This window comes from Paraburkholderia tagetis (assembly GCF_022213065.1).
Taxonomy (GTDB): domain Bacteria; phylum Pseudomonadota; class Gammaproteobacteria; order Burkholderiales; family Burkholderiaceae; genus Paraburkholderia; species Paraburkholderia tagetis.
In genome coordinates this window covers 95550-118519 of record NZ_JAKLJA010000009.1, presented here as the reverse complement: position 1 = coordinate 118519, position 22970 = coordinate 95550, and the positions used below count along the sequence as shown (strand labels likewise).

General features: G+C 64.0%; 23 protein-coding genes and 1 other RNA gene. 4 read left to right on the top strand and 20 right to left on the bottom strand.

Features of this window, described 5'->3' with window-relative positions; genetic code table 11:
- Nucleotides 1-103 precede the first annotated feature (103 nt).
- From L5014_RS13905 to tyrS, 3 genes are all read right to left on the bottom strand, one after another.
- Nucleotides 104-799: a histidine phosphatase family protein gene (locus L5014_RS13905; RefSeq protein WP_238464322.1), complete on the bottom strand. Its 696-nt coding sequence runs from the start codon at nucleotides 797-799 to the stop codon at nucleotides 104-106.
- Between the two features lie 56 nt (nucleotides 800-855).
- A complete protein-coding gene (gene dtd, locus L5014_RS13900; protein WP_238464321.1) occupies nucleotides 856-1314 on the bottom strand; it encodes a D-aminoacyl-tRNA deacylase in 459 nt (152 codons plus the stop codon).
- Between the two features lie 64 nt (nucleotides 1315-1378).
- A complete protein-coding gene (gene tyrS / locus L5014_RS13895; RefSeq protein WP_238464320.1) occupies nucleotides 1379-2644 on the bottom strand; it encodes a tyrosine--tRNA ligase in 1266 nt (421 codons plus the stop codon).
- Between the two features lie 97 nt (nucleotides 2645-2741).
- Between tyrS and L5014_RS13890 the strand changes: the two genes are divergently transcribed.
- The gene (locus L5014_RS13890; protein WP_338019288.1) at nucleotides 2742-3896 is read left to right on the top strand and encodes an anhydro-N-acetylmuramic acid kinase; all 1155 of its coding nucleotides are present in this window, start codon (nucleotides 2742-2744) and stop codon (nucleotides 3894-3896) included.
- A 93-nt stretch (nucleotides 3897-3989) separates the two neighbouring features.
- On the opposite strand, the gene erpA is transcribed toward L5014_RS13890, so the two are convergent.
- Genes erpA through rplM form a run of 4 tightly spaced genes read right to left on the bottom strand, consistent with a single transcriptional unit; the run spans nucleotide 3990 to nucleotide 5449 of the window.
- On the bottom strand, nucleotides 3990-4355 hold the full coding sequence (erpA, locus tag L5014_RS13885) for an iron-sulfur cluster insertion protein ErpA (protein ID WP_213297552.1): 366 nt from the start codon (nucleotides 4353-4355) through the stop codon (nucleotides 3990-3992).
- A gap of 57 nt (nucleotides 4356-4412) precedes the next feature.
- Entirely contained in the window at nucleotides 4413-4565 is a 153-nt protein-coding gene (locus tag L5014_RS13880) for a hypothetical protein (protein WP_238464319.1), read from the bottom strand.
- 51 nt (nucleotides 4566-4616) lie between these two features.
- Nucleotides 4617-5009, bottom strand: a complete 393-nt coding sequence (rpsI, locus tag L5014_RS13875) for a 30S ribosomal protein S9 (protein ID WP_238464318.1) — start codon at nucleotides 5007-5009, stop codon at nucleotides 4617-4619.
- 11 nt (nucleotides 5010-5020) lie between these two features.
- Nucleotides 5021-5449 carry a 50S ribosomal protein L13 gene (rplM, locus tag L5014_RS13870; RefSeq protein ID WP_028201949.1) on the bottom strand — a complete coding sequence of 143 codons (429 nt, stop codon included), beginning with the start codon at nucleotides 5447-5449 and terminating at the stop codon, nucleotides 5021-5023.
- A 616-nt stretch (nucleotides 5450-6065) separates the two neighbouring features.
- Here rplM and L5014_RS13865 point away from each other — a divergent pair.
- Nucleotides 6066-6488: an OsmC family protein gene (locus L5014_RS13865; RefSeq protein WP_238464317.1), complete on the top strand. Its 423-nt coding sequence runs from the start codon at nucleotides 6066-6068 to the stop codon at nucleotides 6486-6488.
- A 130-nt stretch (nucleotides 6489-6618) separates the two neighbouring features.
- Here L5014_RS13865 and rnpB read toward each other — a convergent pair.
- The 3 genes from rnpB to pyrC all read right to left on the bottom strand — a co-directional run bounded on the left by rnpB (nucleotide 6619) and on the right by pyrC (nucleotide 9258).
- Nucleotides 6619-7029: RNase P RNA component class A (rnpB, locus tag L5014_RS13860), an RNA gene on the bottom strand.
- 70 nt (nucleotides 7030-7099) lie between these two features.
- Nucleotides 7100-8029: a DUF3025 domain-containing protein gene (locus L5014_RS13855; protein ID WP_420800068.1), complete on the bottom strand. Its 930-nt coding sequence runs from the start codon at nucleotides 8027-8029 to the stop codon at nucleotides 7100-7102.
- 173 nt (nucleotides 8030-8202) lie between these two features.
- Nucleotides 8203-9258 (bottom strand): dihydroorotase, encoded by a 1056-nt coding sequence (gene pyrC / locus L5014_RS13850; protein ID WP_238464315.1) that lies wholly within the window; start codon nucleotides 9256-9258, stop codon nucleotides 8203-8205.
- Between the two features lie 347 nt (nucleotides 9259-9605).
- Here pyrC and L5014_RS13845 point away from each other — a divergent pair, with 347 nt between their 5' ends.
- Nucleotides 9606-10514 (top strand): class II glutamine amidotransferase, encoded by a 909-nt coding sequence (locus L5014_RS13845; protein WP_238464314.1) that lies wholly within the window; start codon nucleotides 9606-9608, stop codon nucleotides 10512-10514.
- Nucleotides 10515-10637: 123 nt separating this feature from the next.
- Here the strand turns inward: L5014_RS13845 and L5014_RS13840 are convergent, their stop codons facing one another.
- The 7 genes from L5014_RS13840 to L5014_RS13810 form a co-directional block, all read right to left on the bottom strand.
- On the bottom strand, nucleotides 10638-11363 hold the full coding sequence (locus L5014_RS13840; RefSeq protein WP_238464313.1) for an amino acid ABC transporter ATP-binding protein: 726 nt from the start codon (nucleotides 11361-11363) through the stop codon (nucleotides 10638-10640).
- Nucleotides 11360-12037 (bottom strand): glutamate/aspartate ABC transporter permease GltK, encoded by a 678-nt coding sequence (gene gltK / locus L5014_RS13835; RefSeq protein WP_238464312.1) that lies wholly within the window; start codon nucleotides 12035-12037, stop codon nucleotides 11360-11362. The genes L5014_RS13840 and gltK overlap by 4 nt, the downstream gene beginning before the upstream one ends.
- Nucleotides 12037-12777, bottom strand: a complete 741-nt coding sequence (locus tag L5014_RS13830; protein ID WP_238464311.1) for an amino acid ABC transporter permease — start codon at nucleotides 12775-12777, stop codon at nucleotides 12037-12039. Before L5014_RS13830 ends, gltK begins: the two co-directional genes overlap by 1 nt.
- Before the next feature lie 80 nt (nucleotides 12778-12857).
- Entirely contained in the window at nucleotides 12858-13751 is an 894-nt protein-coding gene (locus tag L5014_RS13825) for a glutamate/aspartate ABC transporter substrate-binding protein (RefSeq protein WP_238464310.1), read from the bottom strand.
- Between the two features lie 212 nt (nucleotides 13752-13963).
- Nucleotides 13964-15262, bottom strand: coding sequence for a Glu/Leu/Phe/Val family dehydrogenase (locus L5014_RS13820; protein ID WP_238464309.1), 1299 nt, complete (start codon nucleotides 15260-15262; stop codon nucleotides 13964-13966).
- A 224-nt stretch (nucleotides 15263-15486) separates the two neighbouring features.
- The gene (locus tag L5014_RS13815) at nucleotides 15487-16437 is read right to left on the bottom strand and encodes a LysR substrate-binding domain-containing protein (protein ID WP_238464308.1); all 951 of its coding nucleotides are present in this window, start codon (nucleotides 16435-16437) and stop codon (nucleotides 15487-15489) included.
- Between the two features lie 33 nt (nucleotides 16438-16470).
- Entirely contained in the window at nucleotides 16471-18288 is a 1818-nt protein-coding gene (locus L5014_RS13810; protein WP_238464307.1) for a tetratricopeptide repeat protein, read from the bottom strand.
- Nucleotides 18289-18577: 289 nt separating this feature from the next.
- On the opposite strand from L5014_RS13810, the gene purB reads away from it, so the two are divergent.
- Nucleotides 18578-19966 carry an adenylosuccinate lyase gene (gene purB, locus L5014_RS13805; RefSeq protein ID WP_238464306.1) on the top strand — a complete coding sequence of 463 codons (1389 nt, stop codon included), beginning with the start codon at nucleotides 18578-18580 and terminating at the stop codon, nucleotides 19964-19966.
- Between the two features lie 148 nt (nucleotides 19967-20114).
- On the opposite strand, the gene L5014_RS13800 is transcribed toward purB, so the two are convergent.
- The 3 genes from L5014_RS13800 to eda all read right to left on the bottom strand — a co-directional run bounded on the left by L5014_RS13800 (nucleotide 20115) and on the right by eda (nucleotide 22884).
- The gene (locus tag L5014_RS13800) at nucleotides 20115-20618 is read right to left on the bottom strand and encodes a gluconokinase (RefSeq protein WP_238464305.1); all 504 of its coding nucleotides are present in this window, start codon (nucleotides 20616-20618) and stop codon (nucleotides 20115-20117) included.
- Nucleotides 20619-20631: 13 nt separating this feature from the next.
- Nucleotides 20632-21993 (bottom strand): GntT/GntP/DsdX family permease, encoded by a 1362-nt coding sequence (locus L5014_RS13795; RefSeq protein WP_238464304.1) that lies wholly within the window; start codon nucleotides 21991-21993, stop codon nucleotides 20632-20634.
- Between the two features lie 249 nt (nucleotides 21994-22242).
- A complete protein-coding gene (gene eda / locus L5014_RS13790; RefSeq protein ID WP_238464303.1) occupies nucleotides 22243-22884 on the bottom strand; it encodes a bifunctional 4-hydroxy-2-oxoglutarate aldolase/2-dehydro-3-deoxy-phosphogluconate aldolase in 642 nt (213 codons plus the stop codon).
- Nucleotides 22885-22970 lie beyond the last annotated feature (86 nt).

Here is a 22970-nt window from a genome sequence, read left to right as displayed (position 1 = left end):
AAGCCATTGAAAGTGGCAGGTAAGAGACTTGACGTTCGCAGCGGACGCTGCTGCGGTGAAACGCGCCGGTCGCGAGACGACCGGCGCTACGGACCGCGTGGTGTTAGCGGCTCGTTTCGGCGGTGTGACTGGACGCGTGCCTGAAGCTGTCGTCAGCGCTCGCGGCCGGCAGATGCGAGACGTCGCCCCACGCGACCACGCGTGCTCGCGTCACCGCACCGTCGCGCTCGAAGTCGACGACGTTCACGCTCGTATTGAGCAGCGGCCAGGCGCGCGGCGCGTCGAGCGCGAGGCCGTTCGCGAAGCGATAGATGCAATCGAGCACGCCGCCATGCGCGACGCAGGCGATGCGCCCATCGCGATGCTTAGCGAGGATCGGCTCCAGCGCGTGCAGCACGCGGTGGTAGAACGCGCGGTGCGACTCGCCCTCGGGCGGAGCGAAACCGGGGTCGCGCGTTTGCCAGTGCGCGTATTCGTCGGGAAAGCGTTCGGCGATGGCGTCGCTGTCGTGGCCCTGGAAGGCACCGTAGTTACGCTCGCGCAGGCCTTCGGTCAGCTGGAGCGACAACCCAAGCGCTTCGGCAATGGGCTGCGCGGTTTGTTGCGCGCGCATCAGGTCGCTCGACCAGATCGCGTCGAGGCGTACACCCGCGCGCGCCTCGCGCGCACAACGCGCTGCGAGCAATCGGGCCTGCTCGACGCCGCTCCCGGCGAGCGGAATATCGATGTGCCCCTGGATGCGCTTGATGCGGTTCCAGGCGGTTTCGCCGTGGCGAATGAAGAGAATCTGCGTGGTCATGGCTGCGTGGTCGGGACTGCGTAATCGTGGCTGCGTAGTCGTGGCTGCGTCGTGGATTAATTGCGCACCTGCAGCCAGAACGTGACCGGTCCGTCATTGACGAGCGAGACCTGCATGTCGGCGCCGAACTCGCCGGTCTCGACTGTCGGGTGCTTGTCGCGCGCAGCGGCGACGAAATAGTCGAACAGACGGCGCCCTTCGTCGGGCGGCGCGGCGGGTGTAAAGCTCGGACGCAGGCCGCTGTTGGTATCGGCGGCAAGCGTGAACTGCGAGACCAGCAGGAGGCCGCCCGCCGTGCCGTTGCCGTCGATGTTCTGCACCGGCAGGTTCATCTTGCCCGCCGCGTCGCTGAACACGCGGTAGCCCAGCAGCTTCGCGAGCAGCTTGTCGGCGCTGGCTTCGGTGTCGCCGCGTTCCGCGCAAACGAGCGCAAGCAGGCCTTGGCCGATCGCGCCGGTCACGCGCTCATCCACACGAACTTCCGCACGACGCACACGTTGAATCAGCGCGATCATCGCGTGCGCTCCTTCAGCGTGCGCACGTGCATCGCGCCCAGGCCTGCAAAAACGCGAACCGTCATCACGCGGTGAGCATCACGCGCGCGAAGCGGCGCTTGCCCACCTGCACGACGAACTCGCCCGCTTCGACCTTCAGGCCCTTGTCGGACACGGTGGCGCCGTCGATCTTCACGCCGCCCTGCTCGATATTTCGCAGCGCTTCGCTCGTGGACGGCACGAGCCCCGCCTGCTTGAGCAACTGGCCGATCGCGAGCGGCGCGCCCGCGAGCGTGACCGACGGGATGTCGTCGGGCACGCCGCCCTTCGCGCGGTGGTTGAAGTCTTCGAGCGCGCGCTCGGCGTCGCCCTGCGAGTGAAAGCGCGCAACGATCTCCTGCGCGAGCAGCACCTTGAAGTCGCGCGGGTTGCGGCCCGCTTCGATCTCGCGCTTGAAGCCTTCGATTTCGTCCATCGGACGGAACGAGAGCAGCGTGAAATAACGCCACATCAGCGTGTCGGAGATGCTCATGAGCTTGCCGAACATGTCGTTGGGCTTCTCGCTGATGCCGATGTAGTTGTTCTTCGACTTCGACATCTTCTCGACGCCGTCGAGGCCTTCGAGCAGCGGCATCGTGAGAATGCACTGCTGTTCCTGGCCGTACTGCTTCTGCAGTTCGCGGCCCACGAGCAGGTTGAACTTCTGGTCCGTGCCGCCGAGCTCGAGGTCGGCGTTGAGCGCGACCGAGTCGTAGCCCTGCATCAGCGGGTAGAGGAATTCGTGGATCGAGATGGGCACGCCGCCCTGGAAGCGCTTGGTGAAGTCCTCGCGCTCGAGAATACGCGCGACCGTATAGCGCGACGCGAGCTTGATCATGCCGTCGGCGCCGAGCGGCATCGACCATTCGCTGTTGTAGCGGATCTCGGTCTTCTCGCGGTCGAGCACGAGCGCGGCCTGCTCGAAGTAGGTTTTCGCGTTCGACTCGATCTGCTCGCGCGTGAGCGGCGGGCGCGTGGCGTTGCGGCCCGACGGGTCGCCGATCAGCGAGGTGAAGTCGCCAATCAGGAAAATCACCGTGTGGCCGAGATCCTGGAGCTGGCGCATCTTGTTGAGCACGACCGTGTGGCCAACGTGGATGTCGGGCGCGGTCGGATCGAGGCCGAGCTTGATGCGCAGCGGCTTGCCCGTCGCGGCGCTGCGGGCGAGTTTCTGCTGGAATTCTTCTTCGATCAGCAATTCGTCCACGCCGCGCTTCGTGACGGCGAGCGCGTGACGGACTTCGTCGGTGACCGGAAAGGCGTCTTTGGCGCTGCTGTTAGCGCCATTGCTTGAGATGGACTCGGTGCTCATGCTTCGATCGTTTCGTTGGGTTTAGAGCGCAATTTTACGTGATAATCACCGCCAGCCCCCCGCCTCACACTCACGCACTCACGAAAGGAGCAGCATCGTGGCGCCACGCGACGCACGCAAAGACAGCGCATACCCCGCCGACGGCGTGTATTTCGGCCTGATGTCGGGCACCAGCATGGACGGCGTGGACGGCATCGCCGTGCGATTCGAGCACGGCAAGCGGCCCGTGGTGCTGGCCGAAGCCTTCGTGGGCTTCGCTCAGGGCCTGCGCGATGCGCTCTTTTCGCTCCAGCAGCCCGGCGAGAACGAGATCGTGCGCGCCTCGCTCGCGGGCAATGCGCTCGCGGCACGCTATGCGGTCTGCTGCCACGAGCTGCTGCGCGCCGGCAATCTCTCCGCCGACGAGGTGCGCGCCATCGGCGCCCACGGCCAGACCATCCGTCATCGGCCCGAGAAAGGCTTCACGGTGCAGATCCAGAATCCCGCGCTGCTCGCGGAGCTGGCGCGCATCGACGTGATCGCCGATTTCCGCAGCCGCGACGTCGCCTCGGGCGGTCAAGGCGCGCCGCTCGTGCCGGCTTTTCACGCGACGCTGTTCGGCTCGCACGAGCAAACGCGCGTGGTCTGCAATCTCGGTGGCATCAGCAACATCACAATCCTTGCAGCGACGGGCGCGGTGCGCGGCTTCGACTGCGGCCCGGCCAATGCTCTGCTCGACCTGTGGGCCGAGCGGTATCTGGGCAAGCCCTACGACGACAACGGCCAGTTCGCGGCGAGCGGCAATCTGCATCAACCGCTCCTGAACGTATTGCTCGACGAGCCGTTCTTCGAGGAGCAGCCACCCAAGAGCACGGGGCGCGATCTCTTCAACGTCCAGTGGCTCGACGAGAAGCTGAAGGGTTTCGAATCGCTCGCCCCGGCCGACGTGCAGGCAACGCTGGTCGCGCTCACCGCGGTGAGCGTCGCGCGCGAGATCGAGCGTCATGCGGGGGACTGCCGCGCCGTTTATGTGTGCGGCGGCGGCGCACGCAACAAAGCGTTGATGGGCGCGCTGCAAAAGGCGCTGGAGACGGGCGGCGTGGCGTGTGTGCCGGTCACGACAACCGACGCGCTGGGCGTGCCGCCGCAGCAGGTGGAGCCGCTCGCCTTCGCATGGCTCGCGATGCGCTGCGTTGCGCGCGAGCCGGGCAATCTGCCGGCCGTGACGGGCGCGGCGGGCGAACGCGTGCTGGGGGCGATTTATCCGAGATAGCGAGATCGCAACATAGCGCGATAAAAACCGCGGGCGCGGAAATGAAAAACGGGGCTTGATGCCCCGTTTTTCAATGCCTGCTGTGCTGCTCGTTCAAACCGAGAACGACGAGCCGCAACCACAAGTGGTCGTGGCGTTCGGGTTCTTGATGACGAACTGCGCGCCGTTCAGATCGTCCTTGTAGTCGATCTCGGCACCGATGAGGTACTGATAGCTCATCGAGTCGATCAGCAACTGGACACCGTTCTTGTTCATCACGGTGTCGTCTTCGTTGACGGTCTCGTCAAACGTGAATCCGTACTGGAAGCCCGAGCAGCCGCCGCCCTGCACGAACACGCGCAGCTTCAGCTCCGGATTGCCTTCCTCGTCGATCAGTTGCTTGACCTTGTCAGCCGCAGCGTCGGTGAAGACGAAGGGACCGGGCATTTCAGTCACGGGGGTCTCAGTGACAGCGCTCATTCGAACTCTCCAAAAAAGCTTCTAGCCGCTATTGTAGGGCTCTTCGGCAGATCGTGCTTAAGCCCAGAAAATCAAGGGTTTCTCGCCACTTTTTTGCGGCTGATGCATCTCGTCTCGGGCTTCATTGTTCAACAGCATGAAAAAGCCAAACGAAATCCAAACGAAAAAGCCGCCCGGCGCAATAAGCGCGGACGGCTTTTGCAGTGGCATCGCACCCGCTCCCGCGAAGGAATGGGCGCGAACCAAAGCGCCAATACGAAATTAACGCTTCGAGAACTGCTTGCGGCGACGTGCCTTGTGGAAACCGACCTTCTTACGTTCCACTTCACGTGCATCGCGGGTGACGAAGCCAGCTTGCGACAGTGCCGGCTTGAGCGTTGCGTCGTAGTCCATCAGCGCGCGCGTGATGCCGTGGCGAACTGCGCCGGCCTGGCCGGTTTCGCCGCCGCCGTTCACGTTCACCTTGATGTCGAACGTCGTGCCGTGGTTCGTGAGTTCCAGCGGTTGACGCACGATCATCAGCGACGTTTCGCGCGAGAAGTAGTCGGCGATGGGCTTGCCGTTGACGATGATGTCGCCCTTGCCCGACTTGATGAAGACACGAGCGACGGCGCTCTTGCGGCGGCCCGTACCGTAATTCCAGTTACCGATCATGTGGGCTCCCCTTAGATCTCGAGCGCTTTCGGCTGTTGCGCCGAGTGCGGGTGCGTTGCTTCAGCGTAGACCTTCAGCTTCTTGATCATCGCGTAGCCGAGCGGGCCCTTCGGCAGCATGCCCTTCACGGCCTTCTCGAGCGCGCGGCCCGGGAAGCGTTCTTGCATCTTGCCGAACGTCGTTTCGTAGATACCGCCCGGGTAGCCCGAGTGACGGTAGTACTTCTTGTCGGTGGTCTTGTTGCCCGTGACCTTCAGCTTGCCGGCGTTGATGATGATGATGAAATCACCCGTGTCGACGTGCGGGGTGAACTCAGGCTTGTGCTTGCCGCGAAGACGGCGTGCCACTTCGCTGGCGACACGGCCGAGAACCTTATCCGTCGCGTCAATCACGTACCATTCGCGCTGCACTTCATGTGCCTTGGCGGAAAAAGTCTTCATGATCGATCCAAAAAATATGCTGTGCCCTGATTCTGTCCTGCTTGTATGGTGACGCTCGTCGGCGCCGGCGCAGGCTCTCCCTGTTCTGGGGTTCCCTTTACGGACTCCCAGTTTCCCGCGGGCATGGATGCGGGAAACCCACGATTATAAAGGAAAAAATCCAGCCGAGCCAAATTTTTGGTGTCATGTAGAAATAAAAAAAGCCCGAACGCGTTGTTCGGGCTTAATCCACCTTTTGGAGGAGGGTGGAGGAGACATGCTGAGGTGTCGTGAAGCACGACAACCAATGAGATGAATTATACGGATCGGCTTGTGCAATGCAAGGGAATTTACATCATGAAAACAGGCCTCACAATGTGAAAACGAAGAGGCAAGCGGCAAACCAGATATTTTCTATATAAATCAATCAACTATGAAATGGGGCGCGCCAAACCGCACGTGGCGGCTAGAGCAAAATCCCTAATTGCATGAGGGAATTCCGGCTTGTTCCCAAGATGCCGCGTCGCAACATTCAATCAGGACGCATCATCCGGATGCGCCCTGTCCCCCCGGACATACCAGTAGGGCCGGGCTACAATGCCGGCTAAATCGAGAATTTTTGCGCAGGGGCAAACGCATGGAATGCAAAGTAAGCTGGATGGGTCAGGACGGCATGGCGTTCGCAGCCGAAACGGGTAGCGGCCATCTCGTCAACATGGACGGCGCGCCGGAAGGCGGCGGCCACAACCTCGCGCCGCGCCCGATGGAAATGGTGCTGCTCGGCACGGGCGGCTGCACGGCCTACGACGTGGTCCTGATTCTGAAGAAGAGCCGTCAGGAAGTGAGCGGCTGCAACGTGACGCTGAAGGCCGAACGCGCGAGCGAAGACCCCAAGGTCTTCACGAAGATCCACTTCCACTTCACCGTGACCGGCAAGAATCTGAACCCGGCCACCGTCGAGCGCGCGATCAATCTCTCGCACGACAAGTATTGCTCGGCGTCGATCATGATCGGCAAAACGGCCGAAATCACGCACTCGTTCGAGATCGTCGCGGCTTAAGTAACGCTTGAATCGCGCCGGGATCGCACTCGATCCGCTCGCCGTGTCGACGTAAAAAAAGCCGGCGCGCTCCGATGGAGTGCGCCGGCTTTTTGCCGTCGCTTCGAGAGGAAACGCGGCGGGAATGAGGTGGCAAAGCAGGCCGATAAGCCGGATTCTGTGCACGCGCCACGCCCGAAGGCACGCCGCGCGTGGCAGCCATTCCTCTAGGCGCGCCATTGCTGACGCGCTCAAGCTTCCTACCCGCAGACGAGACGGGGGCCCCGTCCTGCATCTCGAAGATGCGCGCCTGCCTACTTGGAATTGCTCCGGGTGGAGGTTACCGTGCCGTCTACGTCGCCGCAGACGCGGTGCGCTCTTACCGCACCGTTTCACCCTTACCTGATCCCGACCGAAATCGGGCCATCGGCGGTCTGTTCTCTGTTGCCCTGTTCCGCGTGTCGCCACGGATGGCCGTTAGCCATCACCCTGCCCTGTGGAGTCCGGACTTTCCTCGCCCCCTCGGCGTGAACCTCGGGGCCGCGACTGCCTGGCCTGCTTTGCGCAGGCGCGATATTAGCACGGGGCGGCATATCGCGCCCGATGCGCCCGATGAGTCATGCGCGGCGCGCTCAGCGCGCGCGCCGTCCCGGGCGAAAGATCGTGATGTCGTCGTAGAACGACGGGGCTTCATTTGGCGCCCACCAGCCCGGAATACCGAGCACCGGCAGCGGCGAGAAGCTGCGCCCGTTCAGTTGCGCGTCGGCGGCGAGCGTCGCGCTCACCGTTTCGTCGAGATACGCATTTCGCTGCGCGCGCGGCCACGCGAAGTACGCCGGCGGCACATCGACCACCCAGGCGTGCGCCGTGCACGCCGCATAGGGTGCGATCAATTTTTCCAGCAGCGCATGGCCGAACACGTGCACTTCGCAGCGCGCCGGAGCGTGTGCCAGACCGTGCATCACAGCCGCCATCGCCCCCGCCGTCTCGCTCGCGGCCGACTCCCATGCCGCGCGTCCGTCGACGAACAGCGCGCGCCAGTCGAAACCGCGCAGCGCCTGCGTGAGCGCGGGGTCGGCGCTCGCGAACAGCACCGCGTTCTCGTCGAACAACGTGAGCGCGTCGCGCACGCCGCCGCGCGTGGGTCCCACGCCCAGCACGTCGATCGCCGCCGCCTGGCGCGCGTTGAGCGCCGCCTTGATGCGAGGGAACGCGAACCAGGCCAGCGCGTTGAAGAAGTCGTGGAGGTTGTGGCGCGTGGGCACGCAACCCGTCGCGGCAATGTGCGCCTCGTAGGCCGCGCCCTCGGGAAGATCGTCCTGCGCGATGAACGCGAGCTGCTGGCCGCGGCCCGTGAACTGCCGCGCGGCGTGCGCATCCGCGTTCAGTTCGTCGAGATAGTGCGCGTAGCCCGCCAGCGCGGCCTGCTGCCAGCGCCGGCCGCGCGCTTCGTGCTGGGCGAACCAGGGGCGCGCCCAGTCGATGTCGGCGAAACTGCCCTCGGGCAAAGTCCGGCGAGGCGGCCTCGGGTGTGGTCCGTCGGGCGTCGCTGTGGCGGGCATCGGCGCACCGGGCGTCGCAACGCCGGGCGTCGCCGTGCCAAGCGTCGCCGTGCCAAGCGTCGCCGTGCCAAGCGTCGCTGTGCCAAGCGTCGCTGTGCCAAGCGTCGCTGTGCCGGACGTCGCTGTGCCGGGCGTCGCTGTGCCGGGCGTCGCTGTGCCGGGCGTCGCAACGCTCAAACCAGCTTCCAGCCGATCGTCTCGCCGCCACGCAGCGGCACGACCGGCGCGTCGCCGACGCTCACTTCCGCCGGGAGCGTCCACTGCTCGCGGCGCAGCGTGACCGTTTCCGCGCTGCGCGGCAGGCCGTAGAAGTCCGCGCCGAAAAAGCTCGCAAAGCCTTCGAGCTTGTCGAGCGCGCCGGCGTTGTCGAACGCCTCGGCATAAAGCTCGAGCGCATGCAGCGCCGTATAGCAGCCCGCGCAGCCGCATGCATGCTCCTTCAGGCCCTTCGGATGCGGCGCGCTGTCGGTGCCGAGGAAAAAGCGCGCGTCGCCGGAAGTGGCCGCGTCGACGAGCGCCACGCGATGCGTCTCGCGCTTGAGCACCGGCAGGCAGTAGTAATGCGGACGGATGCCGCCCTGGAACAGCGCGTTGCGGTTGTACAGCAGGTGGTGCGCCGTGATCGTCGCGCCCAGCAGGCCAGGCGCCGCGTGGTCCGCGCGAATGTAATCGACGGCGTCCTTCGTCGTGATGTGCTCGAAGACCACCTTCAGCGCGGGAAAATCGCGGCGCACCGGCGTCATCACGCGGTCGATGAAGACCTTCTCGCGATCGAACAGATCGATGTCCGCGTTCGTCACTTCACCGTGCACCAGGAGCGGCATGCCCACTTCCTGCATCGCCTCGAGCGTCTTCGCACATTTACGGATGTCGGTCACGCCCGCGTCCGAGTTGGTGGTCGCGCCCGCCGGGTAGAGCTTCACGCCATGCACGAACCCACTCGCCTTTGCACGGCGGATTTCCTCGGGCGGCGTGTTGTCGGTGAGATAGAGCGTCATCAGCGGCTCGAACTGCACGCCCGCGGGCACCGCCGCGAGAATGCGCTCGCGGTAAGCGGCCGCCAGCTCGGTGGTCGTGACCGGCGGCTTCAGGTTCGGCATGATGATCGCGCGGCCGAACTGGCGCGCCGTGTGCGGCAGCACCGCCGCGAGCATCGCGCCGTCGCGCACGTGCAGGTGCCAGTCGTCGGGGCGGGCGAGCGTGAGAGTCGTGGGAGTAGAAGCGTTCATGGCTAGTGTGAGGCGCGATGCGCGGCTGATGATCGGACAGCGAAATTAGGCTACGAGGCGTGGACGGCAAAGCACGGACTGCAAGGCAGCGAAGCAAGGCATCGAAGCGACGCAGCGGCAGGCGCGCGGCGTCGCGCGCGCACGACAGCCCGAACGGCAACTCGAACGGCAACTACCAGGCACGAATGTCCCGCCAGCGCGCTTTCTCGCCCGCCGGGAATGCATCCGACAAATTTGGTGCCAGCGCGCCGCAGCCCGGTGATATGCTTGGAAAATCATCATTGTACCGGGTCGCACGTCGGGCCTCACCCGCCGCAACGGTACCTGCGTTACGTACTTTAAGCACCATGTGCCAACTTCTCGGAATGAACTGCGCCGCGCCAACGGACGTCACGTTCTCCTTCACAGGATTCGCGGCGCGCGGCGGCGTCACCGACCACCACGCCGACGGCTGGGGCATCGCGTTCTTCGAAGACAAGGCCTGCCGCCTCTTCATCGACCACGAGGCATCGGCGCGCTCGCCCATCGCCGAGATGGTCAAGCGCTACCCGATCAAGTCGCGCAATACCATCGCCCATATCCGCAAGGCCACCCAGGGGCACACGTCGCTCGAGAACTGCCACCCGTTCCAGCGCGAGCTCTGGGGCCGCCACTGGATCTTCGCGCACAACGGCGACTTGCAGGACTTCAATCCGGGCATCTCGGGCATCTATCAGCCGGTTGGCACCACCGATAGCGAGCAGGCCTTCTGCATGCTGCTGGAAGGTCTGCGCAAGGCATTTCCGGGTACACAGCCGCCGCTCGACGAACTTTTCGCGGCGCTGGAATCGCTCACGCGCGAGATCACGCAGTTCGGCGTGTTCAACTTCCTGATGTCGAACGGCCAGGCGCTGTTCGCGCATTGCTCGACGCATCTCTACTACCTGGTGCGTAGCTGGCCGTTTTCCACGGCACATCTGGTCGACGCCGACGTATCGATCGACTTCGCGAAATACACCACGCCCGAAGACCGCGTGTCCGTGATCGCCACCGCGCCGCTCACCGACAACGAAGTCTGGACGCGCTTCGCCCCCGGCGACCTGCTGATGTTCCAGCACGGCGACGTCGCCGCGCGTGCGAGCGTGCCGGTGCCGCAGAAGGTGCTCGACAAGCTCAGGAATCCGTCGATGGATGCCTCCGCAAGCGCATCGCGCGTGGCCCAGCCGGGCGCGGTGGATCCGCAAGCTGCGGCCGCCTTGCAGACTTGGGGCGAATGAGGCTGCGCTAATGCAGGAATAAAACCGGTCTGGCGCGCGCGAAGCACCCTCGCCGCCCGAACGAAAAAAAACCGCGCAAGGCCCGAAGGCCTGCGCGGTTTTTTCATGCCCGGCGCGAAACGCTCAGTGCAGGATCTTCGCGAGAAAGTCCTTCGCGCGGTCCGACTTCGGGCTGGCGAAGAACGCTTCCTTCTTGTCGTCCTCCACGATGAGCCCCTGGTCCATGAAGATCACGCGGTGCGCGACCTTCTTCGCGAAGCCCATTTCGTGCGTCACGCACATCATGGTCATGCCTTCTTGCGCGAGCTCCACCATCACGTCGAGCACCTCGTTGATCATCTCGGGGTCGAGTGCGGAGGTGGGCTCGTCGAACAGCATCGCGATGGGGTCCATCGAAAGCGCACGCGCAATCGCCACGCGCTGCTGCTGACCGCCCGAGAGCTGGCCCGGGTATTTGTCGGCATGCGCGCGCAGGCCCACGCGGTCAAGCAGCTTCAGGCCCTTCGTGGTGGCTTCGTCCTTGCCGCGGCCGAGCACCTTGATCTGCGCGAGCGTGAGGTTCTCGGTGATCGACAGATGCGGGAACAGCTCGAAGTGCTGGAACACCATGCCCACTTTCGCGCGCAACTTCGAGAGGTTGGTGCGCTTGTCGCCCACCGACTGTCCGTTCACGAGAATCTCGCCCTGCTGGAACGGCTCGAGCCCGTTGACGGTCTTGATGAGCGTGGACTTGCCCGAGCCCGACGGCCCGCACACCACCACCACTTCACCCTTCTTCACTTCCGTCGTGCAGTCGGTCAGCACCTGGAACGGGCCGTACCACTTCGAAACGTTCTTAATTGAAATCATCTTGCGACCTTTTTCTGAAGACCTTTCACAAGGCTCGACGCGATCACGCAGATCACGAAATAGCATGCGCCCGCAAACAGTACCATCTCGACCATCGTTCCGTCACGATCGCCGATATTGGTGGACGTGCGGAAGAAGTCGGCGAGACTGATCACGTAGACGAGCGAGGTGTCCTGAAAGAGCACGATGGCCTGCGTGAGCAGAAGCGGCACCATCGCGCGAAACGCCTGCGGCAGCACCACATAGCGCATGGCCTGGCCGTAGCGCATGCCAAGCGCGAACGACGCATTCACCTGCCCGCGCGGCACCGCCTGAATACCCGCGCGAATGATCTCCGAATAATACGCGGCCTCGAACAGCGAAAACGCGATCATGGCGGAAGCGAGGCGAATGTCGATGTCGGGCGACAGGTCGAGCAGGCTCTGCAGCAACTGCGGCACGATCAGGAAGAACCACAGCAGGACCATCACGAGCGGGATCGAGCGGAACACCGTGACATAGCCCCGTGCGAACCATCCGAGCAGCGTCACGCCCGACAGGCGCATGAGCGCAATCAGCGTCCCCCACAGAATACCCACGATGATCGCGCACACCGTGATCTTGAACGTGACGATCGCGCCCGTCCAAAGAGTAGGCAGCGCGCCCGGAATACCGCTCCAGTCGAAATGATGCATCACTTGCCTCCGATATAGCCGGGCAGCCTGGACTTCGCCTCGACCCAACGCATCAGCGCCATGACGACCAGATTGATCAGCACGTAGGCGAGCGTGACCGAGATGAACGACTCATAGCTTTGCGCGGTGTAGTCGACGAGCTGGCGCGCCTGCGCGGAAAGATCGAGCAGGCCGATGGTCGATGCGACCGCCGAGTTCTTGAAGATGTTGAGAAACTCGGAGGTGAGCGGCGGCACGATGATGCGGTAGGCAACCGGCAGCAGTACATAACGATACGTCTGCCACTGCGTGAAGCCCATCGCAAAACCAGCAGCGCGCTGGCCGCGCGGCAGTGCGTTGATGCCCGAGCGCACCTGCTCGCACACGCGCGCCGCCGTGAAGAGCCCGAGACAGATGACCGACGCGGTGAAGAACTGCACGCCCGGCGGCGACTGCTTGAACGCATTGCCAAGCGAGGGCGGCAGGATTTCCGGCAGCACGAAGTACCAGATGAAGAACTGCGCGATGAGCGGGATGTTGCGGAAGATCGCGACATAGACCGTGCCCGCGCCGGCGGCGAATTTGTTCGGCAGCGTGCGCAGCACGCCGAAGAACGAGCCGACGATGAGCGCGATCACCCAAGCACACAGCGACACCGAGACCGTCACCCAGAGGCCCGAGATCAGCCAGCCGAGATAGGTGGTGGGTTCGCCCGTCGAGACCGGGCTGAGCAAAATGCCCCAGTTCCAGTGGTAGGACATGAAGAGCCTCCAACAAAAAGAACGGAAGAAGCGCGGCTTCTTCCGTTCTGTTTTATACGCCGATCAGGCTTGCGCCAAGCTCAGTCGATTGCCTTGTCGTTCGGGCTCTTGAAGAGCACCTTCATATCCTCGCTTTCCGGGAAGTTCAGGTTGAGCCCCTTCGGCGGAATCGGCGATTCGAACCACTTCTTGTAGATTGCGTCGGCCTGGCCCGAGGTCTCGACCTTCGCGATGGCCTCGTCGGCGACCTTCTTGAACTCGGGGTCGTTCTTGCGCATCATGCAGCCGTATGCCTCATGCGATTGCGGCGTGCCGACAATCACGAAATCGCCCGGATGGTTCGACTTCGCGCGCTCGCCCGCGAGCAGCGCGTCGTCCATCATGAACGCCACCGCACGGCCGGTGGAAAGCGTCATGAACGACTCGCCATGGTCCTTCGCGCTGATGATGTTCATGCCCAGGCTCTTGTCCTGGTTCATCTTGCGCAGCAGGCGCTCGGACGTCGTGCCTGCCGTCGTCACGACGGTCTTGCCCTTCAGGTCGGCGAAGTCCTTGATGCCCGAATCTTTTTTCGTCATGAGGCGCGTGCCGATCACGAAAATCGTGTTCGTGAAGGCAGCCTGCTGCTGACGTTCGGCGTTGTTGGTCGTGGAGCCGCATTCGATGTCGATCGTGCCGTTCTGCACGAGCGGAATGCGGTTCTGCGACGTGATGGGCACCATCTTGACCTTGAGGTTAGGCATGTTGAGCTTCTGCTTAACCGCTTCGACGATCTTCATCGCGAAGTCTTGCGAGTAGCCAACCACATTCTGCTTGTCGTCGTAGTACGAAAACGGAATCGACGATTCGCGGTGACCCAGCGCGATGACGCCCGTGTCCTTGATTTTCTTCAGCGTTCCCGAGTCCTGCGCATGCGCACTCGCAGCAACGAAACCGAGGGTAGCGAGAACGAGCGCCGCCTTTTTGAATTTCATCCTTGATCTCCTTGGCAAGAATCGCCGCCAGTGTAGCAAAGTAATTTTATTGAAAGAATAAAGATGGACCCTGGCGTTGCCTGGGCGCACGGCCACCGGGAAATGCACAAACGGGCGGCCCCTTTTGGGGGCCGCCCGCCTTCTTTCAGCAACGATCTAAAGCGTAATTTTTACCGCTGCCGGAGGCCTTGCTCAGCGCGATCGCGCTTCGATCAGGGATACAGGCCGCGCATTTCGCGCGCCATCAGAATGCGCTTGCACGCAACGATAAACGCTGCCGTACGCATCGACACGCCCTGCTCGCTCGCGACTTGCCAGACTGCCGTGAACGCTTCGCGCATCACGCGCTCCAGACGCTCGTTGATCTCGCCCTCGGTCCAGAAGAAGCTCGAGAAGTCCTGCACCCACTCGAAGTACGAAACGGTCACGCCACCCGCGTTCGCCACCACGTCCGGAATAATGAGGACGCCCTTGTCGTGCAGGATGTCGTCGGCAGCCGTCGTGGTCGGGCCGTTCGCGCCTTCCACGATGATCTTCGTGCGGATCTTGCCCGCGTTGTGTTCGGTGATCTGGTTTTCGAGTGCGGCCGGAATCAGGATATCGGTTTCGATAGTCCAGAATTCTTCGTTGCTGAGCATGTCAGCGCCGCCGAAGCCCGCCACGCCGCCCGTCTTGGCGACGTGCTCGAGCAGCGCCGCTGCGTCCATACCCGTCGACTTGTAAAGCGAGCCCGTGTGATCCTGCACGGCCACGAGCTTCGAGCCCGCTTCCTGGAACAGGCGCGCGGCGATGCCGCCCACGTTGCCGAAGCCCTGCACGGCGATGCGTGCGCCTTCGATCGACAGGCCCTTGCGGCGCGCCGCTTCGCAGCCCACGACGAACACGCCACGGCCCGTTGCCTCGCGACGGCCGAGCGAGCCGCCGAGCGAGATGGGCTTGCCCGTCACGACGCCCGTGGCCGTCTGGCCCTGGTTCATCGAGTACGTGTCCATCATCCACGCCATGATCTGCTCGTTCGTGTTCACGTCCGGCGCGGGAATGTCGGTGTTCGGTCCGATGATGATGCCGATCTCGCTGGTGTAGCGGCGCGTCACGCGCTCGAGCTCACCACGCGACAGCGTGCGCGGATCGACGCGGATGCCACCCTTCGCACCGCCGTACGGCACGTTCACTGCAGCGTTCTTCACCGACATCCACGCGGACAGCGCCATCACTTCGGAGAGCGTAACGTCCTGGTGGTAACGCACGCCGCCCTTGCCGGGACCGCGCGAGACGTTGTGTTGTACGCGATAGCCTTCGAAGTGCGCAACGGTGCCGTTATCGAGCTCGATCGGGCAGTCGACGATCAGGATACGCTTCGGACGCTTGAGCGTTTCGAGCCAGCGCGAGAGCGGGCCGAGATACGGCGCCACGCGGTCGACCTGACGAAGATAGTTGCCCCACGGACCGAGATCGTCCGCATGAAGATAGGACGGAACCGAAGACACTGCAGACTGCGATTGGGAAGACATGAACGCTCCAGCGATCGATGAAGTGGTGCCATTGTCAGAAAACACCCACACGAAATCCAATGCCGTTTGATCATCCCATTATGCTTTTCGCGCATAACGTTTCCAAAATCGAAAGAAGCTGTCGCCGGCGACTATATGGTGGAGGGGGATGGCGATCGGGTTACAGCGCCGTAAGTTTCGCGCAATCACTCACCGATCCGCAGCCGCATCGTGCTGGCGTCGCGCTAGCCGCGCGCGACCTCGTCGCTCACCACGTCCCAGAGCGCGCGCACGAGCGCTTCGCGCGCGTCGTCGCCCTGCGAGGCGAGCTTGTCGCGATAGAGACGAATCTCCATGTCGAGCGTGAACTGGCCCTCGGGCACGCCGCGCGTGCCGCGGTCGAGCCGGATCAGATTGCCTTGCGCGACGGAGTCCTCCACCGCGCTGTGCGGCAGGAATGCGATGCCGTGGCCCGCGAGCGCCATCGCCTTGAGGCCTTCGGCCATGTCGGTTTCGTAGACGCGGTCCAGGTACAGCCGCGTCGGCGCATTGGCGACGATCACCTCGGTCATGCGGCCCAGGTAGGCGTTCGGCGTGTAGGAGAGATACGGCGAGGGCGCATCGGCCGTGCCGGGCAGCGTGTAGCGCGCGCGGCCCGCGCGCTGCGGCGCGGAGTACGGGCTGATCGGCTCGATGCCGAGCGTGAGCGTGTCGTAGCGCGCCGGATCGAGCGTCACCGGGTGGCTCGGATGGTGATAGCCCATCACGAGATCGCAGCCGCCCTCCACGAGCGAGAGCACTGCATCGTGCACGTTCAGCGCGCGCAGGCGCGTGTGGATTCGGCCGAGCTTCGCTTCGATGCGTTGAAGCCAGCGCGGGAAATACGTGAGCGAGAGCGTGTGAGGCACCGCGAATTCGATCGTCGCGGCGGGCGTGGCCGTGTGGCCGCGCAGCAGCGTGCGCGCCTCGTGAAACTGCGAGAGCATCGCGAGCGCCTGCTCGTAGAACACCTGGCCCGCCGAGGTAAGCCGCGTGGGGTAGACCGAACGATCGATCAGTTCGGTGCCGAGCCACGCTTCGAGCGCCTGAATGCGACGCGAGAACGCCGGCTGCGTCACATGCCGCAACTCGGCCGAGCGGCTGAAACTATGCGTTTCCGCTAGCGAAACGAAGTCTTCGAGCCATTTGAGTTCCATGCGAAGCCAGAGTGCGGATGAGAAGTCCGCATTCTAGGCCCGCTCGAGCCTGCCCGGGTCTCTTTTGGTTCGTCCGGCTTCGGTTCCCGTTCGGCTGTGTTCGGTCGCCAGCGCGGCCTCCAGCTCGCTCACCACGCCACCCCAGTAGCCGAGCGTGGACTGCCGGAACACCCGTGCCGACGGATACCAGACCGAATCGGTGCGCCCCATGCCCCAGCGCCAGTCGGGCTGTGCGGCAAGCAGCACCCACACCGGCTTGCCGAGCGCGCCCGCGAGATGCGCAACCGAGGTATCGACGGTGATCACGAGATCGAGGCTCTCGATGAGCGCGGCTGTGCTCGCGAAATCGTGGAGATCGTCGCCGAGTGCATGAAGGGGCCAGCGCCCCGCCACGTCGGCAAGCTGCGCGGCGCCCGGTCCCTTCTGGATCGCGAACCACGCATTGCCCTCGAGCGCGGCGAGCGGCAACAAGGTCGCGAGCGGCACCGAGCGGAACGCATCAAAAAGGTGGCGTGGATTACCGGCCCAGACGAGCCCGATGCGGCGCCCTGCGCCGCCCGCGAGCGCGTCCACGCGGGCGCGCCAGGCGACGGCCTGCCCGGCATCGGCGTGCATGTAGGACACAGGCGCATGGATCGGCCGGCCGGGAAACTTCAGCGGCAAGCTCATCACGTCGCACCAGTAGTCGTAGCGCTCAGAGAGCGCTGTGTCGCCGGGCGCGGTGTCGAGCACATGCGCCACGCCCGGCACCGTCGCGGCGAGCGAGGCCAGTTCCGGCGCGACCCACGCGTCGACCTGCGCGCCCATCGCGGCAAGCAGGCTCGCGTAGCGCACGAACTGGATCTGGTCGCCCACGCCCTGCTCGCGCGCAATCAGAAAGCGCTTGCCCGCTGGCGGCTCGCCCTGCCATTCGGCGCACGGCAGCTTGCGATAATTGGGCTTGCCGACCGTCGTGGTCTTGCGGTTTTCGAAGAGCGGCCAGCCCCTCGCATATTCGCCGCGCCGAAGCAGCAGCATGCCGAGCTGGAACTGCGGTTCCGGCAGGCCTGGACTTAGTTCGAGCGCGCGGCGATAGTTCACTTCTGCTTCGTCGTAGCGCGCGAGTGCCGTGAGCGCGAACGCGAGATTGTTCACGGCGCCCGCCGCGTCGGGCTTGAGCGCCACCGCGCGCCGATAGTGAGGAATCGCCTCCTCATACCGGTGCATCGCGTCGTAGACGTAACCCAGCTCGAAGTGCGCGTTAGCGTTCTCCGGTTCGAGCAGGACGATCCGCTCGAAGCAGGCCGCGGCCTGCGCATGCTCCGCAGCCGCGCGCAGGAGCTTGCCGAGATGCATGAGCGTTTGCGTGTCGTCCGGTTCGAGCGCACACGCGTCCTGATACTGCGCAATAGCCTCCGGAGCGCGGCCGGCCTTTTCGAGCGCGCGGCCCAGATTGAACGCGAAATGCGCCGAGCGCGGGTCGAGCAAGCGCGCCCGCCGGTAGTGCTGCTCCGCGCACGCGAAATCGCCGAGTTCCATCAGCGCGTTACCAAGATTGTTGTGCGCGTTGGCGAAGTCAGGCGCGATCTCGATAGCCTTGCGCTGCAACGCGGCGGCGGCGGCATGATCGCCCAGCCGCGCCGCGACCACGCCGCGATTGGAGAGTATTTCAGCGTCGCCGGGCACTTGCGCGAGCGCGCAATCCATAAACTCAGCCGCGCTCACAAAGTCGCCTCGATTGAGCGCCATTACGCCGAGGTAGTGCAGCGCGCCGGGATGATCCGGTCGCGATTCGAGAATACGCCGATAAAGCGCCTGAGCCTCGTCGAGCCGGCCCGCGCGATGATGCTCGAGGCCGGCTTCGAGAAGCATGGCGATCTCATGGCCGGGAGCGCCGGACGAGGAAAGAACGGATTCGTGGTTCATGCTGATCGGGAAAGCACAAGGCGGCGAACGCCGCCGACCTCGTTACGATATCTCCGTCTCATATCGCCAGTCCGTCAGAGGAGTTCGAAAGCGCCCACTCGCGTTTCTCGCGGCTGGTGTCGGGGCTCGGCCCTTGCAGATGGCTTTCCTGCCCGGCCCCTGTCAGCGTGGTGATAAAATATCCGGCTCCCCCCGGTTCCTTTCTGATCGTAACGCCATACGTTACGTCCCCATCATGTCCGACACTCGTCCCGATACCCTCTTCGCGCTCAACGCGCTCTCCCCGCTCGACGGCCGCTATGCCTCGAAGACCGAAGCCCTGCGCGACTGGCTCTCGGAAGCCGCCTTCATGCGCAACCGCGTGACCGTGGAAATCCACTGGCTGATCGCGCTCTCGCAAGCCGGCTTTGCGGAAGTGCCGCGCTTCTCGGAAGCCTCGGAGCAATTCCTGCTCAAGCTCGCCGAGAACTTCACGGCGCACGACGCCGCGCGCATCAAGGACATCGAGCGCGTGACGAACCATGACGTGAAGGCCGTCGAGTACTGGCTCAAGGAATCGGTGAAGGGCCAGCCGGAACTGGAGCGCGCGAGCGAATTCATCCACTTCGCCTGCACCTCGGAAGACATCAACAATACCTCGCACGGCCTGATGCTCGCGGGCGCCCGCGAGCATGTGGTCCTGCCGGCACTGCGCTCGGTGTACGAGCGCCTCGTGAAGCTCGCGCACGCGCACGCCGACCAGCCGATGCTCTCGCGCACGCACGGTCAGCCCGCGAGCCCCACGACGCTCGGCAAGGAAATCGCCAACGTCGCGGCGCGTCTCGCACGTGCGATCCAGCGCATCGAAAAGGTCGAGTTGCTCGGCAAGATGAACGGCGCGGTGGGCAACTTCAACGCGCATCTCTCGGCGTATCCGGAATTCGACTGGGAAGCGTTCTCGAAGGAAGTCGTCGAGAAGCGTTTGAAGCTCGTGTTCAACCCGTACACGATCCAGATCGAGCCGCACGACTATATGGCGGAACTGTTCGACGCCGTCGCGCGCGCCAACACGATCCTGCTCGACCTCGACCGCGACGTGTGGGGCTACATCTCGCTCGGCTACTTCAAGCAGAAGACCAAGGCCGGCGAGATCGGCTCGTCGACGATGCCGCACAAGGTCAACCCGATCGACTTCGAAAACTCGGAAGGCAACCTCGGCCTCGCGAACGCCACGCTGCGCCACCTCGCCGACAAGTTGCCGGTCTCGCGCTGGCAGCGCGACCTCACCGACTCGACGGTGCTGCGCAACATCGGCGTCGCGTTCGGCTATTCGCTGCTCGCATACGACGCGCTGATCCGCGGTCTGGACAAGCTCGAAGTGAACCCGCAGCGCTTGAACGACGACCTCGACGCCACGTGGGAAGTGCTCGCCGAGCCAGTGCAGACGGTCATGCGCCGCTATGGCATCGAGAATCCGTACGAGCAGTTGAAGGAACTCACACGCGGCAAGGGCATCACGCGCGAAGCGCTGCAGACGTTCGTCGGCGGCCTGGCGATTCCCGAAGACGCGAAAAAGCGTCTGCTCGAGATGACGCCCGCGTCGTACATCGGCAAGGCAGCGGAACTGGCCAAGCGCATTTCGTAAGCACTGCGCGCCGCGCCGGCGGGTTCGCCCGCATCGGCGCAGCCAGCACGCCGTTACAAACCCAAAGCAAACAAAAAGGCGCTTCGTTCACAATGAACGAAGCGCCTTTTTTCATATCCGTCACATCCTTCACATCCGCATTGAGCGATCAGCTCGCGCGACGCGTCTCCAGCTGCTTCATCACCTCGTCGACGATCTGCTCGGGTGTGTGCTCGATGCTCACCTCGATCGCCTCGTCCACGCCCGGCGCTTCGAGCGTGTCGAGCTGGCTTTGCAGCAGCGACGGATCGAAGAAGTGGCCCGTGCGCGACGCCAGACGCTCGTGCAGCACCTCGATGCTGCCCTTCAGGTACACGAAGCACACGTCGCGGTCGCCGCCACGCAGGATGTCGCGATACGAACGCTTGAGCGACGAGCACGTGAACACGGCCGTCTCGTGCGCACGCAGCTTTTCCTCGATGGCCGCGCGGATCGTGCGCAGCCACGGCCAGCGGTCATCGTCGGTGAGCGGGATGCCGTCGTGCATCTTCTTCTTGTTGGCTTCGCTATGAAAAGCGTCGCCGTCGGTGAAGCTGCAATGCAGGCGCTCAGCCAGCAACTCGCCGATGCGCGTCTTGCCCGCACCCGACACACCCATTGCGATCAGGATCATTTACCGCTCCTCTTTACACCACAGTCGCGAGAGCAAACGTCAGCCCGAGACCCATCAGCGAAATAATGGTCTCGCAGAGCGACCAGGTCTTGAACGTCTGGCCGACGGTCATGCCGAAGTATTCCTTGATCAGCCAGAAGCCGCCGTCGTTGACGTGCGAAAAAATCAGCGAGCCCGAGCCCGTCGCGAGCACGAGCAACTCGGGGCTCACTGCCGCGCCGCTCGCGGCCGCAACCGGTGCGACGATGCCGCAAGCCGTGGTCATGGCGACCGTGGCCGAGCCGGTCGCGAGACGGATCAGCGCCGCGACGAACCAGCCGAACAGCAGCGGCGAAAGATGCGCCGACTGCGCCACGGAGACAATCTCCTTCGAAATGCCGCCGTCCATCAGCACGCGGCCGAAGCCGCCGCCCGCGCCCACGATCAGCGTGATGCCCGCGATCGGTGCAAGGCAGTCACCGCAGAACTTCTGGATTTGCGCGCGATTGAAGCCACGTTGCGCGCCGAAGGTCCAGAAGCTGACCAGCACGGCAATCAGCAGCGCGACGTCCGAAGTGCCGACGAAGTGCAGCAGATTGCTCGGCAACGACTTCGGCGTGAACACGAGGTCCGCCCAACTGCCGACCAGCATCAGGATCACGGGCAGCAGGATCGTGAAAAGCGTGACGCCGAAGCTGGGCAGCTCATGATCGTCCTTGAGCTTCAGGTCGCCGATGAACTGCGCCGCGAGCGGATTATTCTCGGGCAGCTTGACCGTGCGGTGAATCAGCAGCGCAAAGAGCGGACCCGCGACGATCGCGGTCGGAATCCCGACGATCAGGCCATAAGCGATGGTCTTGCCGATGTCGGCGTGATACGCCTGCACCGCGAGCAGCGCGGCCGGGTGCGGCGGAATCAGGCCGTGCACGACGGACAGGCCCGCCACCATCGGCAAGCCGACGAGCAGCAGCGATTTGCCGGTGCGCTTGGCGACGTTGAACGCGATCGGAATCAGCAACACGAAGCCGACCTCGAAGAACACCGGCAAGCCCACGATGATCGCGACGAACATCATCGCCCAGTGGATGTTCTTCTCGCCGAACCAGCGGATGAGCGTCGTGGCGACGCGCTCGGCGCCGCCCGATTCCGCCATCATCTTGCCGAGCATGGTGCCGAGGCCCACCACGACGGCGATGTGGCCGAGCGTGTTGCCGTTGCCGGTTTCGAACGATTTGACGATCTGATCCATCGGTATGCCGGCGGCAAGGCCGAGCAACAGCGAAACGATGATCAGGACGAGGAACGGATAGACCTTCCAGCGCGTGATCATGAAGATCAGCGCAGCGATCGCGACGACCGCATAAATCAGCAGCGTGCTGCCGTGGGCCACTCCCATGAGGCTCTTCTCCAGTTAGTTGTTCATTGTCCTTCCGCGGCCGTGCGGAAGGGCCCGGCTATCGAGGGCCGGGTTTGTAGACGTTATAGCGATTTTCGGCGCCGTGCGCCTGAAAAACGAGCGAAAGACAAACGAGCCGCGCAGGCGACGCGCCCCAAGGGGCACAGCCTGCGCGGCTCGTGGATGTGTCATGAAAAATCAGGGCGCGAACGCCCGCAGTACCGGTACAACATGCGACTTCAGACGACCTCAGCGCACCGGGCGCGCCAGTTCGCTCGCGGCACGCGCGAGACGCGTCACTTCGGCCCAGTCCTGGGCGGCGAGCGCCGCCTTCGGCGTGAGCCACGAACCGCCCACGCAGACCACGTTGGGCAGCGCGAGGAAGTTGGTCGCGGATTCGGCGGTAATGCCGCCGGTGGGGCAGAACTTGAGCGTCGGGAACGGGCCATGAAAGGCCTGCAGCATGTTGAGGCCGCCGGCCGGCACCGCCGGGAAGAACTTGACGATCTCGTAGCCGAGCTCCATCGCCACGATGATGTCCGTCGGCGTCATGACACCGGGCAGCAGCGGCAGGCCGGCATCGAGCGACGCCTGATGAATCTCGCGCGTGAGGCCCGGCGAAACGCCGAACTGCGCGCCAGCCTTCTTCGCGAGTGCGCAGTGCTCAGGCTTGGTGATCGTGCCCACGCCGACGACGATGTCCGGCGCGATCTGCGCGGCGCGCTCGATCGCCTCGAGGCCGGCCGCCGTGCGCAGCGTGATCTCCAGCACCTTCACTCCGCCCGCGTGCAGCGCGCGCGAAACGTTCTCGCCCTGCTCGGACGTCTCGAATGCCAGCACCGGGATCACCGGGCCGAGGCGGACAATGTCGGCCACCGTGCTTGTTGCCATGATCAGGCTCCTTGATGATGAATTCAGTTTGGCGCGCAGTTGCGTCACTCAGTTGCGTCACTCAGTTACGGCGCGCAATTGCGTCG